Genomic DNA, 12,945 nt, shown 5'->3' on the forward strand with positions numbered 1-12,945 from the left:
ATTAATCTCCACCACAACCACCACAACTGCTGCAAGAACTTCCGCCGCAAGATGAATCGGATGATGAGGTTCCGCAACTGCTACCTGAACCATCTGATGTTGTACGGTTCGTTAGCGGAATAAATGAAGTTGTAAAAACTGCTGTTCCCATCAGAAAATAGCTCCATTGCCAATCATTATTGGTGTTTCTTTTGGGTAAAATTACTGTTTTATATAAATCGGGTAAAAATTTTAAACTGAATAAATTCGTAAGCCTGAATAAATAACCAATCATAAAAAGGATTAATACAATTACCGCAAAACTTATTTGGAAAATCGGTTTATCCCGCAAAATTCCTGTTGCGATTCGAAGAAAACCCAGCATAATCAACGCGAGAAAAACAATAAAATTCAGAACAAATAAATTGGATAAAAACTTAGAACGAATAAAATATTTTTTCAAGGCATCCATCGATTTAAAAATGTTCGAAAATACAGGTTTTAAGAGAAGTTGAGACGAAAAATTAGGATAAGAAGTTTTCCCAAGATCTTTTAATAACTCAATAATCTGTTCGTGTTCTTTAGATTTAATGAAAGTTAATTCGTTGGTGCTGATTGTTTTGTCCGCATTTATTTTTATTGAGCCATTGTCAATCAACTCACTTACATTTCCGTTGATGATGGATCTGATGTTTCCGTTTTTGAAATAGATCAGTTCGTAAGGATTAAGATTAAATACAAAAGAATCTTTGTCGAATAAATTGATGATTTTTTCAAATTTTCTTCGATTCAACCATTCCAAACCAATAACTGAAATAATAATTAAACCTAAATATAAAAGAATAAAATCGGGATTTTTTATGCTGTAATATAGTGGTTTCAACAAAAAGTAAAGCGGAATTGCTAATGTAATAAATACTGAAATTCCAACAATTATTGCAGTTCTCACCTTGAATTTTGATTTCTTTAAATTCATACTTTCATAAGGATTTGAATGATTCCAAATATTTTCAGGCTGATGTCCAAAATGAGTTTCGTATAACTTTGTTGTGCGTTCTTTTGCGAGTTTAAATTTTTGAAAATCTTCTTTATTATGCGTAGAAGGAATATGTTGAATCTGCTTTTCTAAAATTTGGCAAAATTCATGATAAGATTTGGTGGAAATAAGATGTTGATGCCAAACTGTATCTACAATTTCCGACGGCGAAACCATCATATCTGAAACCGCAGCCAAATACATGAATTTTTTGTATTCCAAAATCGCTTGCTGAGTGAAATTTTGAGTCCAGTAGTTTTCGTTAGCCAATCTCAATGTAAAATCATACTCACTGGGAGAATGGTCAAAGTCGAACTTCTCAATTTTTCCCCAAAGATCTTTATTCATCATGTTTTTGAATATTGAACTTAAAGATAAGTAAATTTAGTTATGAAACAGCGTTCAGCTTTTATTTATAAAATTGTTACTTTTCTTTAAATCTTGCAATCAATTTTCTATCAGATTCTGAAATTTCTTTCTTCAGATTTCCAAAACAATCATGTAAAGCAAATTTTGTTGCGATTTCATACCCTAAATTACTTGAATCTACAGAATGAGAGCTCCCGTCAATGATTTCAATTTTTAATGATTGCTGTTTACCTTTTAAACCTTCAATGTAAGAAATAAAAAAACCTAAAGTCTTAAGAATTATTTCTCTGAACTCTTCAGGAATTTGTGCAGTATCATTCCACTCAATAATTATGTTTTCAAAATTTTCAATTTTTGATATTTTCAGTTTTACATGGCCATATCTTCCAGAAAGAAGTTTGTAATAAAAACCTTCCCCTTCGATATCAGAATAGTTCCAGTCTATAATTTTTTGATTGATTTCATGAAAAGTAACAGCACCGATTAAGGCACGTTTAATAAATTGTTCGGACATTTTATTGTTTAATTTATTTATTTGAATTTATTCTTTGGCCTATTCAATTATTCAAAACTACAAAAATGAATTGAAGATTTATTATCATTAAAAACAATCCGTCACCAGTTCCATATTCACCATTGCTCCGGCAACATTTCCCGTCATTACAGCATTAGAAACCGAACGCATCATCGAGGAATTATCGCCACAGACAAAAACTCCTGGAATATTTGTTTTCTGCATGAAATCTGTTTTGATATGACCAAATTCTGTAAACTCACAGCCTAATTGTTTTGGAATTTCCGAATGTTGATGAAAAGGCAAAGCAGCATAAACTGCTTCAAAATTAACTTCTTTTCCATCTGAGAAAATAACGCTTTCAATCATTCCGTTTTGATGTTTTAATTCTGAAATTTCGCTTTCAATAATCTGAATATTATTTCTTTGAAGCTTTTCTTTTTGCTCATCAGTAAAATTGGCTGTTCCTCTCGTGATAACAGTAACATTATCAGTTAAATTTTTCACTAGAGAAGCGATATGAATGGCTTTGTCTCCATTGGCAATAATTCCCGTTTTTTTGCCTTTGTATTCGTAACCGTGACAATATGGACAATGAATCAGCGAGATTCCCCAACATTCTGCAAAACCTTTGATTTCCGGAATTTCGTCGGTAATTCCGGTTGCAATAATGAGTTTTTTCGAGCTGAAAGTTTCTCCGTTTTCGGGTGTGATTTCAAAACCATCTTCAGTTTTTTTACTGTCGATTGCTTTTCCATAATAAAAACTTATGGTATCATACTCTTCAACTTGTTTTTTAGCAAGTGACGCAATTTCTTTTGGAGTTTTTCCATCTTGGGTCAAAAAGTTATGAGAATGTGGAGTCTTGTCGTTACAAGGTTTTCCACTATCCATCACCAAAACTTTTCTTAATGATCTTCCTAGAGCCATTGCTGCAGAAAGTCCAGAATAACTTCCGCCGATGATGATTACTTCGTATTGTTTTTCGCTCATTTTTTTGATTTTTAAGTTTAATGAAATATTCTTCCCTGAAAAGTTTGTCAAAGTTAGAATAAATTTTTATTATTGCAACATATTCGCATTAATAAAATGATAAGAAGAAGTACACCCACAAAAGATGCTGTTTTAAATGTTTTAACAGATTCAAAAAAAGCAATGAGTCAGGAAACTATTATGAAAAAAGTCGATATTAATATCGATAGAGCAACTGTTTATCGTGTTCTAAATAGGTTTTGTGAAGACGGAGTCCTTCATCGAATTGTAGCCGAAGATGGGAAACAATATTTTGCAGTATGCATTAAATGTGAAGAGAAAAAACTGGCAGATCATCATTTTCATTTCCGATGTACAAAATGTGAAACGATTGAATGTCTGCTAATTGAAGTTCAGTTTTCCTTAGAAAAAGGCTATTCTGTGGAAAGTGTGAATTGTATTTTGACGGGAATTTGCAAAGATTGTGCATAAAAAAACCTCTGTAGGTTTTACAGAGGTTTCTTAAAGGATTTATTCTATCTAATTTGAAACATAAACATTATTCTTGTCAATCATCAATAAATTTTCGTCCTGAGTATACCAAGTTACAAATTTTTGATATTCAGCATCGTTTTTTTGCATCCATTCTGTAAAAGCACTTTCATCTCCGATTTGGAATATGTAATGATTATAGGCGTTAAAAACTTTATTATCATCCATTTTTTTGAAGTAATCAAATAAAACAATTTGATATTCTTTTTTCATTATTTCTAAATACATTTTTAAAAATTCACTACGAATTTTTGCAAAAGAATTGAGAGAAAACTCTTTTTGACCTGTCGTTGAAAGCAGTAGATTTGCTTCAAACATTGAACATAACGGAAGCTTATTTTTATCTAATTTACTTACATCAATTAAAATATTTTTGCAAATTGAGATACTTAAATTGTTATCATCTTTAAAAATAATTGCTTCTTTGTAGCCATCATAAAGTAATTTACTCATCTCTTTGGTGCGTTTAGTAGTTCTCTCAAGATTGACAAAAATTTCACCAAAAATAAAACCGGATAATTTATTGTCAGAACGAAGATAAAGCTTTGCAGCTCTGTAATAATTTGAAGAGTAGGAAGGATTTACTGATATTCCTTTTTCATAGCTGTTAATGGCTTCATTATATTTTTTTTCAGATTCATAAACAACACCTTTCTCAAGATAAAGTCTTCCTGCATCAGGAAATTTTTTCAAACCTTCATCGTATGTAGCAATCGCAAGTTCGGATTTACCTTGATAATCAAAATTATTTCCTAAAAGTTGAAAATAATCTGCTTTTAAATTGTCATAATTTTTGATTCGCTTAAGTTCAGAAATTGCCTTTTCATGTTCCTTATTATTGGTGTATGCTAAAGCAATTTCATAAGGATAGGTATATTCTTTAGGATCTATTTTTTCACATTCTCTTAAAATTGTGATGGCTTCATTATATTTTTCTGTGTCAATCAGTTTTACAGCATCATATACTTTTTCACATTTGAAAGTTTTCTTTTGTGCATGAAAATTGAGTGATAACAAAAGAAATAATAAGACTGAATAATTGTTTTTCATGGTTTGATTTTACTGTAAATATCAATAAATTATTCTATAAAAAAACACATCGAAATGTGTTTTATGATTTTGTAAAAAGTTAATTATTTTTTATTCTTTTCTAAAGAATCTTTATCGGATTTTTCTCCAACAATCGACATTTTGTTTTCAAAAGGCTTTGCTTCTAAAACGGTAATGCTGGTTTGCTCTTTTCCTAAATTGTATTGTATAAATACGGTTTTTTCGACGGTTCGGATGATATATGTATTTACATTTTTCCAGTTGTTGCAAGAATGCATATACCCTAAGTTGTAGGCTTCCGGATTTTCTCTTTTAATGCGTTCTTCTTCACCTTCTCTTAATGGCTCACCTGTATTTATTTTTACACCACCGACATTTTTAATCAGCTCATCAAAGCTTTTCTGAATTTCCAAAGGTGAGAATTTTTTATCTTTAAATTCTTCGGAAACTCTGATTTCGGCTTTAAAAGTTTTCCCTTCCATTGAAGTGTAAGAACCATGATCGTAGAAATATTCTTTATCAAAATCTTTGGTTTGTCCGTCTCCATGATAAGAATTTGGGTCTGTGAAAGTATATCCTTCAGGAAGCTGAAAATAAGGAAATGTTCCGTGAAATTTATCGGTTACAGGAATTTTGCTCATATTATAACCGGTGTCTGAAATAACTTCTGATGTATTTTGATTTTGAGTATTTTCTGATTGTGATTGAGCTTGACCCTTATCTTCTTTACTGCACGACCACAAAGTAAATGCTGATAAAGCACTTATTAAAACGATATTCTTCATATTTCAATAGATTGACAGGTGTAATTATGCTTTTCTGTGGAAGCAAAATTGATGCTAAAGAGTGTGAAGAATATTTAAAGTTATGTTAAATTACAGGTGAATTAATGTGATTTTTAATTTATGAATGAGCTTTTAATTCTGAAGGCGAAATTCCAAACTCCTTTTTAAAAACAAAAGAAAAGTGGGAGAGGTCTTCAAATCCCAAATCTATATAAATATCTGTCGTTTTTTTATGTTCTTTATCCAAAAGAAAATAAGCTTCATCGAGACGTTTTTTTATCAACCATTTTCCAGGGCTTGTATTGAAAATTGCTTTAAATTCTCTTTTAAAAGTTGATAAACTTCGACCTGTAAGAAAAGCGAAACGTTCTAAACTGATGTTGAATTTATAATTATGATTCATAAATAATTCCAGATCAATTTTATGCGGAACATTGAAATTAAAGAAAATATTTTTGAGATCAGGATTATTTTTAATTAAGATCATCAACAATTCTTCACGTTTGATATCAACAAAAGTGTCATCCAATTGTTCAGATCCGTTATAATAAGGTTCTAAAGACTGAATAAAATTATTGATTAGCTTATCTTCTTTAATAAATAAAAAAGAATCATTATTGTCAGTCGGTTCCGTTTGATAAGGATGGCGTTCCAGAAATCTCTTTAGAAAAGCTTCATCAAAAGCAATAATAACCTTTTCGAAACCGCCATCTTCTTTATATTTTGTATACCGAACCAAATGATTTTTCCTTGCAATACAATAATCTCCCGGTTTCATCGAGTAATGCTTGTAACCATCATAAGAAACCATCGATCCTTTAAGCAAAAACAAAAAGAAATGCTCTGGAATAAATTGTTCCGGTGATATTTCGGGACCGAGATGACAGGATTGTATATTGTTGAATTTCATTTTATTATTTTTCCTTTGTCTTGATACAAAAGAAGCAAAGAATCAGTTTTATTTCAGTTAAAAAAATATAACTCTTAGTTTTCTAAGGAATTACCTTCAAATTTACTAAAAGTGATTTTGATTTTCGTCAATTCGAGTAACGAAATGAAATGGAGTGTATCGAGAATTTGTCTTTAATGAAAAATTCTCGATACAAAATTATTTTCCACTTTGCTACAAATAATTTTTACTCGAATTGACGAGCTTTATTAAACATTCATCAAACTATCTGCACTTGCTAATAAAGCTTCTTCACGGCTTCTTGGATTCCAATGAAGGATTGTTTTTGCTTTTCCGTTGGACATTTCTTTGTAGAATTCTTTGCCGATCGGTTCTAATTTTTGAATGTTTTCAGTGTATTGCGATCTTTCTTTTTTGAACAATTCGGCAACATCGTAAAGACTCATCACGCCGTCTGAAGTCGCAATAAAACGTTCTCCTGCAGCTTTCGGATTCAACATTGCTTTGATATGAATTTCCGCAACATCTCTTACATCCACAACGCCCATCGTGAAAGTAGGAGTGTAGCTCAATGTTCCGTTCAAAATTCCTGAAACCGCAATATCCAATGAAGCAGAAGTGATTCCGCCAATTGAAGGACCGAAAATCCCGACAGGATTGATAACCGACAGTTCCAAACCGTTGCCTTCTTTTTCGATGAATTCCCATGCAGATTTTTCAGCAACTGTTTTCGACTTGATGTAAGCAGGAAGTTCCGCATTCACATCTGTCCAGTCTTCTTCCGTGAAAATATGGTCTTTAATATCTTTACTGTAACCAACCGCTGCAAAAGAAGAAGTCAAAACTATTCTTTTCACTCCCGCATCACGCGACGCTTTCAAAACCCGCAAAGCTCCGTCTCTTGCCGGAATGATGAGTTCATTTTCATCTTTCGGATCTTGTGCAGGAAAGGGTGACGCGACGTGAAGAACAAAATCACAATTTCTTACGGCTTCGTCCCAATTGTCATCACTTGTAAGATCTGCTTCAATGAATGAAAGATGAGAAAAATCTGTAATTCCGCCTTCTTCCAATGCTTTGATGATGCTGTCTTTTTTCGACAGTGAACGAAGTGTTGTTTTCACTTCATAACCTTGCTGTAATAATTGCAGAACGGTATGAGCTCCTAAAAATCCTGTTGCTCCCGTTACCAAAACTGTTTCTTTTGTCTGTACGTTTTTCATTTTTATTTAAATTTTACAGGACAAAGTTGGGGATTATTTGGGATGGAGATTTTGTTGTAGGGTTCAAATTTTGTTTGTTGTGGGGGTCAAATATTCAATTGATTAAATTATATTATCATAAAAAATCCCCCACGAAAAACCCGTGAGAGATAAAATATATGGAATCAATTCCAATCAGGAATGATGAAATTTTTTAATTGTTGAAAGTAGCGAAAGCGCCTTCTGTAGCGGCGAAGAAATTATCATACAGCAATCCAGTATTTCCTACACGAATTTCATAAATATCTTCCTGTAGCGCTTTTACAAGATCATTGGCAACATCTGAAGCCGGAATTCCGTTTTCTTTTCCACCTATTTCTGCGGAAAAATCTGTAGCAACTAAAGGTGGCATTAATTCAAAAACTTTTACATTGGTATCTTTTGCCAGTTCGTATCTCAACAATTTTGTATGAGAGTGAAGAGCAGCTTTTGAATCTGAATAAGTCGGAAGATGTGAACCCGGAACAAATCCTACGATAGACGAAACATTCACGATGGCTGCTTCATTTTGTTGTTTCAAAAGAGGAAGAAATTTTTCTGAAAGTCTGATCGGCGCAAAATAATTGGTTGTGAATTCTGCTACTGCTTTACTGTAAGCATCCCCGTCATTCGCAATATTGTAAACATAAGCATTTCCTGCATTATTGATCAAAATATTTAATCCTCCGAAAGTGGTTTTTACTTCTTCGTACAATCTGTTGATATCGCTTTCATTCGTAATATCCGCCTGAATTGTGAATACATTTTCTAAACCTTTCGCCGCAGCCTCTAATTTTTCTTTGTTTCTTCCGGCGATGATGATTTTATTCGCAGGACTTAATGCTTTTGCGATTTCTAAACCGATTCCTGAACCTCCGCCAGTGATCAAAATTGTGTTGTTTGTTGTGTTCATAATAGTTGTTTTAGTTTGATTTATATTCAATTTAAGTATTGTACTGTTTGGTACAAAATATGATAAAAATTTTTATTTTAGTAATTTTAGATTCATTTCAATCATCGAACGAAGGATTTCCGGAGAACTTTCCATTCTTCTTGTTACGTGAATTCCGTTCCAGAGATTTGTTAAATGCCAAGCCAGAATTTCAGGATCTTCCTGTGTTTTCAGTTGTCTGTTTTGCTGTGCTTTTTTAATAGCTTTTTCAAAAACTTTCTGCAAACCTTTTAGTAATTCGGCAGTGATTCTTTTAATATCTTCATCTTTTTCAGAAAGTTGAACCAATGCATTTCCCAAATAACAACCTCTTTCAATGTCACAATCTTCCGCATCGGCAAGAACCAGAAAAAACTGTCGGATGAATTCAATCTGATCTTCAGAATTTTCAATTACTTGACCAATTTTTTTATTAAAATTTTCAGAAAACTGTTTGATGGAACGAACATAGAGTTCCTGTTTTCCACCTTTGAAAGCCAGATAAAAACTGCCTTTTCCGATTCCCATGGCATTCAGCAATTCGTCTGCAGAAGCGGTGTCGTAGCCTTTATTTCTAAAAACTTCGGTTGCTTTTTGGATCGCTTCCTGCTCATCGAATATTTTTGGTCTTCCTGCCATTTTTTATTTTAATGAGACAAAGGTATATAATTGTACTAATTAGTACAAAATAAAAACTCAAATATCTTTTATAGTTTTTGTCGATAAAGTTTTGCTGACTATTTGTTTGTTGGAAAACGCAAAGTCGCAAGGAATTTGAATGACAACATTTTTTAAGGCGCAAAGATTTTATCTACGATAAAATTGATTTCTTGTGCGTTCTCGTTTTCCAACAATATTTATTTTATAGAATTCAAAACCTTTTCAAATTCAAGATCGCGATTGTCGAGAATATCCTGATCTTTATATTTTATCAATTCATTAATTCTGATTCCTGTTTGTTGAGTCTGTGAATTATCAGGATAGAAAATTCCGTTCCCTGTAAAGGGTAAAACATAATCTCCGGGAAGATTAACCCTCACCAAATCTCCGTCTCCACCCGAAGTTTGCTGACCAATCGTTAATGATTGTGGGAAAATTTTCTGCAAACTCATAGAATACCATTCACTTGCACTTCTTGTTTCGGGATTTACAAGAATGAAAACTTTTCCTTTATAAACATGAGTTGTTTTATTTTCAATCGTCGGAAAATAATCATAATCTTTGTAAATAAAAGTACCAATATTTTTCAGATTCGGTTTGTAATATTTTCCGAAATAATTCTCTTTTGGCGAAAAATATTTATAAATGTAATGATACACAAAACCGCCCCAATCCGGATAAGCTCTCATATCGAAAACGATGGCTTTTTTCTGTGAAGCATCTTTCAAAATGCTGTCCATTACCGCATCGATTTTATTATCATCTACATTATTAATGAAGTCCAAAGTTTCATTGGTTTTAAAGTAAGCAATATCTTTATTAGCCAAACCATGGCTTGCTATCTTACGATTTTTATTGTTTATATAATCCGAAAGAATCGCAACATTTGATTTATCCGTTGTGTTGATTAATGGAATTTCTGTTAAAAATTTCTTAGAACCGGATTGTATTTTTAAGGTTTTTTGCGGAAGATTATTAGACCAAATAAGATTATATTCATATTTTGAAAGAACATATAATAATTTTTGATGGTTGGAAACAGAAAGTAATTTGCTTTTTTCCTTAATGATCTGCGGAATACTTTTTCCATTAATTTCCGTGATTTTGTCGCCAACTTTAATCTGAGCTTTATCACAAATTTCACGAAAGACAAGATTGGTTACCAACAAATGATCATCAACGATCTGAAAATCAAACGGTGAATAATAAGAAATGTTGAATAAAATTTCGTCCCTGTAATTCAATTGGCGGTAAAATTCAAATGCATGACTGTCCTGGAAGTATGAAACAGTTTTAGCAAGTACGACCTCAAAGTCTTTTCGTGATGGTGACTTTACGGCTTCTTCCAGTAAATTATTAAAGTAAGAATCAAAATTTTTATCCATTAAATATTTGTGTGGAAAAAGATAATCGACAATTCCCTGAATTTTTGCCATTGTCAATAATCTGTATTCCAATGAAAAGTTTTCTGTTTTTGGAAAAGGATATTTTTTCTCGTCACTGACTGATTTTCCTTCTTTTAAAAGTCCGTAATCGAAACGGTTTTTATAGATGTTATTCAGTAAATTTTTATTTTCTGTACTAATCTTTTTATTCTTTTGAAACCAATCAAAATTCTGATTTTGCGCTAAAATATCTTTCGAGGTTTCAGCCAAAACAGGATGGGTTAATTTCTTGTTAAGATTTGCAGATAACTTACCAATCACAGAATTGAAATCGTCTTTTGAACTGATATTTTTAATAGTACTTAAAAACAAACTGTCTGAATCAACTTTTCCACTTGCGACATCAGGATGATAATATTTAATAAAATTCCATGTTTTAATGAAATCATTGTACTGGTTTTTCTGAGCAAAAACAGAATGTTGAAATAGTAAAAAGATGATTATGATTGATGTTTTTTTCATGATAATGATTTGTTTTAAAGATTTTAATTAATAATAAATTCCTGATCTTTCATCAGTTCTATAAAAGGTCCGTTCTTCGGATAATGATCATAACCGCCAAAATGACCAATTTTAGCAGAATATTTTTCAAAGAGATGCAGTACTTTATCGCCAAATGAATTGACGTTTACGTTTTGAATTTTATCTTTTTTCTGTCGGCCATTAGTGAAGAAAAGCATAACATTAACTTTGCCTTCAAATTCAGAGTCATTATAATAAAATACCGAAATGTCTTCTTTAATACAGATTTGAGTAACATCGTCAATGAAATCTTTTTTATGTTTTAAAGATAAGTGGCAATCAATTCTTAAAGCAGTATTTTCTGCGTTGTGTTTCTTGAAATTTGAACCAACTCTACTGATGAAAGTATGATTGTTTCTCTCGAAAATCATCTCAGAACCATTGTTGAAATCATAGCTTTGTACTTTATTGAATGGCGTATCATTGCTTATTGAGATTGCATTTTGTTCTTTTAAAATTTGCTCGATTTCTTCAGCAAACTGAAAGTGATAATCAGACAAATTGTAGTCACCAATATTGATCAGAAGATCACTTCCATCGGTCTTAATGCTTAAATATGCTTTTGGATATTGCTGTTTCAGAGTTTTTATTTCGCCTAAAAACTGTTCTAAATCTTTTACAAAAACTCTGGCTTGAATTTCTGCCGCATCGTTTGCGTGACCTCCCAAACCTCTTGCAAATTTGAAAAAACTGTAGTCATAAAGCCCATCGGGAAATTTATAAAACCAATATACTCCTAAAATCATGATTTGCTCAATGTTTTTGAATGGGAAACTTTTGTTGTGTAAAGTACAATTTGAATTAAAACTAAGACAAATCACTGCGATTCTCATCATCGCATTGTCTGAAAATCGGTGTCTGATAACTTCGATGTAATTGATTCTTTCGATTGCAAACTCTTTAAGCCCATTGATTTCTGAGAAGCTGTTTACTTTTTCAATTTGCGAATTAATTTCGGACTCATTCAAAGAAGCTGCAACATTAATGAGATTAGTATTACTCATCAAAAGCCAGCCGAACAAAATAATTGAAATGAATAAAAGACAAGGTCTGAAAAACTTCATTACTAAATTGATTTTTTTGTGAATATGGTGGTTCCAAATTTAAAGAAATCAGCTTTAAGAATGGAAGAATACTTTAAAAATAATCCTGTTAGGTTATAATTTCCTATTTCTAATCTCCGTTTTCACTAAAGATTTATCTATATTGATATGTTACGCCCGTATCAGCATGTGTCATACGTCCATCTCATGAGGTCTGATACGCTCGTATCAGGTTATATGATTCGAGCATATCAGTATGTCTGTAGTAATTTAAGATTGATTAACTACCCGTTGTGCATTTTAAAATATACTTGATTTTAGATTGTTGTTTTTTTGTTTAAATAGTTTTTATTAATAAATTGAACAATTGTAAGAGCTGTAATCTTTGCTAAAACTCTTGTTTTGAATCCTTCAAATGTTTTTGCATAATTCCTTCTTATCATAAATTGGTCATAGCTGAGAGAATAATGTTTCAATTATTTTTCTGTACTTTTTAAACAAGCAAAACTGTTGTTTGTAGTCTTTTTGGTTGATTCTTTCCGGAGTTTCCAAGGTAATATTAGCATAATTAAACAAATCTACCTGTGCCTCTGAAGAGAGATACCCTTTATCACCAAGCAAGATACAATCAGACAACTGTTCTTTAATGTCCTTCAAAAAGTGAATATCATGAATAGATGCCGGACTTAAGTCTATACTTTGAAAACACCGTTCACAGGACAAACCGCATGAAGTTTGTAGCCATAAAAAGACATTTGCTGTGATGCGCAAAAACCTTTATTTGGATAACAATACTGTTCATCTTTACATATTTTATTCCGACACTTAAAAATAATTCCTACTTTTGTGTCATATTCCAAAAATGGTCAATCTATTTGGGAATATAATACAATAGAAATAGAAATGAAAATAAAAAAAATATTATTTAGCATATTA

At 31.7% G+C, this 12,945-nt stretch carries 12 protein-coding genes and 1 pseudogene; 1 reads left to right on the forward strand and 12 read right to left on the reverse strand.

The window, feature by feature from the left end:
• Position 1: 1 nt before the first annotated feature.
• From OF897_RS03680 to OF897_RS03690, 3 genes are all read right to left on the reverse strand, one after another.
• Positions 2-1,366 (reverse strand): glycine-rich domain-containing protein, encoded by a 1,365-nt coding sequence (locus tag OF897_RS03680; protein ID WP_267264342.1) that lies wholly within the window; start codon positions 1,364-1,366, stop codon positions 2-4.
• Positions 1,367-1,439: 73 nt separating this feature from the next.
• Positions 1,440-1,898: a hypothetical protein gene (locus OF897_RS03685; protein ID WP_267264343.1), complete on the reverse strand. Its 459-nt coding sequence runs from the start codon at positions 1,896-1,898 to the stop codon at positions 1,440-1,442.
• Positions 1,899-1,985: 87 nt separating this feature from the next.
• Positions 1,986-2,891 carry an NAD(P)/FAD-dependent oxidoreductase gene (locus OF897_RS03690; RefSeq protein ID WP_267264344.1) on the reverse strand — a complete coding sequence of 302 codons (906 nt, stop codon included), beginning with the start codon at positions 2,889-2,891 and terminating at the stop codon, positions 1,986-1,988.
• Positions 2,892-2,987: 96 nt separating this feature from the next.
• Between OF897_RS03690 and OF897_RS03695 the strand changes: the two genes are divergently transcribed.
• On the forward strand, positions 2,988-3,362 hold the full coding sequence (locus tag OF897_RS03695) for a Fur family transcriptional regulator (RefSeq protein WP_267264345.1): 375 nt from the start codon (positions 2,988-2,990) through the stop codon (positions 3,360-3,362).
• A gap of 48 nt (positions 3,363-3,410) precedes the next feature.
• On the opposite strand, the gene OF897_RS03700 is transcribed toward OF897_RS03695, so the two are convergent.
• The 9 genes and pseudogenes from OF897_RS03700 to OF897_RS03740 form a co-directional block, all read right to left on the reverse strand.
• Positions 3,411-4,472: a tetratricopeptide repeat protein gene (locus tag OF897_RS03700; protein WP_267264346.1), complete on the reverse strand. Its 1,062-nt coding sequence runs from the start codon at positions 4,470-4,472 to the stop codon at positions 3,411-3,413.
• A gap of 83 nt (positions 4,473-4,555) precedes the next feature.
• Entirely contained in the window at positions 4,556-5,257 is a 702-nt protein-coding gene (locus OF897_RS03705; protein ID WP_267264347.1) for a hypothetical protein, read from the reverse strand.
• 118 nt (positions 5,258-5,375) lie between these two features.
• The gene (locus OF897_RS03710) at positions 5,376-6,167 is read right to left on the reverse strand and encodes a helix-turn-helix transcriptional regulator (protein ID WP_267264348.1); all 792 of its coding nucleotides are present in this window, start codon (positions 6,165-6,167) and stop codon (positions 5,376-5,378) included.
• Positions 6,168-6,415: 248 nt separating this feature from the next.
• A complete protein-coding gene (locus OF897_RS03715) occupies positions 6,416-7,390 on the reverse strand; it encodes an SDR family oxidoreductase (protein WP_267264349.1) in 975 nt (324 codons plus the stop codon).
• 193 nt (positions 7,391-7,583) lie between these two features.
• Complete coding sequence (locus tag OF897_RS03720; protein WP_267264350.1) at positions 7,584-8,321, reverse strand: SDR family oxidoreductase; 738 nt, start codon at positions 8,319-8,321, stop codon at positions 7,584-7,586.
• A 72-nt stretch (positions 8,322-8,393) separates the two neighbouring features.
• Complete coding sequence (locus OF897_RS03725) at positions 8,394-8,978, reverse strand: TetR/AcrR family transcriptional regulator (protein ID WP_267264351.1); 585 nt, start codon at positions 8,976-8,978, stop codon at positions 8,394-8,396.
• 218 nt (positions 8,979-9,196) lie between these two features.
• Entirely contained in the window at positions 9,197-10,906 is a 1,710-nt protein-coding gene (locus tag OF897_RS03730) for a S41 family peptidase (protein ID WP_267264352.1), read from the reverse strand.
• 23 nt (positions 10,907-10,929) lie between these two features.
• Positions 10,930-12,030, reverse strand: a complete 1,101-nt coding sequence (locus OF897_RS03735) for a hypothetical protein (protein ID WP_267264353.1) — start codon at positions 12,028-12,030, stop codon at positions 10,930-10,932.
• A gap of 279 nt (positions 12,031-12,309) precedes the next feature.
• Positions 12,310-12,830, reverse strand: a pseudogene (locus OF897_RS03740) (IS982 family transposase); the annotation flags it as partial.
• Positions 12,831-12,945 lie beyond the last annotated feature (115 nt).

This window comes from Chryseobacterium formosum, from assembly GCF_026460885.1.
Taxonomy (GTDB): Bacteria; Bacteroidota; Bacteroidia; order Flavobacteriales; family Weeksellaceae; genus Chryseobacterium; species Chryseobacterium formosus.

Coding starts and splice junctions, on each gene's coding strand:
- OF897_RS03705 (WP_267264347.1), bottom strand. CDS start 5,257: ATGAAGAATATCGTTTTAATAAGTGCTTTATCAGCATTTACTTTGTGG.
- OF897_RS03685 (WP_267264343.1), bottom strand. CDS start 1,898: ATGTCCGAACAATTTATTAAACGTGCCTTAATCGGTGCTGTTACTTTT.
- OF897_RS03695 (WP_267264345.1), top strand. CDS start 2,988: ATGATAAGAAGAAGTACACCCACAAAAGATGCTGTTTTAAATGTTTTA.
- OF897_RS03710 (WP_267264348.1), bottom strand. CDS start 6,167: ATGAAATTCAACAATATACAATCCTGTCATCTCGGTCCCGAAATATCA.
- OF897_RS03690 (WP_267264344.1), bottom strand. CDS start 2,891: ATGAGCGAAAAACAATACGAAGTAATCATCATCGGCGGAAGTTATTCT.
- OF897_RS03735 (WP_267264353.1), bottom strand. CDS start 12,030: ATGAAGTTTTTCAGACCTTGTCTTTTATTCATTTCAATTATTTTGTTC.
- OF897_RS03720 (WP_267264350.1), bottom strand. CDS start 8,321: ATGAACACAACAAACAACACAATTTTGATCACTGGCGGAGGTTCAGGA.
- OF897_RS03715 (WP_267264349.1), bottom strand. CDS start 7,390: ATGAAAAACGTACAGACAAAAGAAACAGTTTTGGTAACGGGAGCAACA.
- OF897_RS03725 (WP_267264351.1), bottom strand. CDS start 8,978: ATGGCAGGAAGACCAAAAATATTCGATGAGCAGGAAGCGATCCAAAAA.
- OF897_RS03700 (WP_267264346.1), bottom strand. CDS start 4,472: ATGAAAAACAATTATTCAGTCTTATTATTTCTTTTGTTATCACTCAAT.
- OF897_RS03680 (WP_267264342.1), bottom strand. CDS start 1,366: ATGATGAATAAAGATCTTTGGGGAAAAATTGAGAAGTTCGACTTTGAC.
- OF897_RS03730 (WP_267264352.1), bottom strand. CDS start 10,906: ATGAAAAAAACATCAATCATAATCATCTTTTTACTATTTCAACATTCT.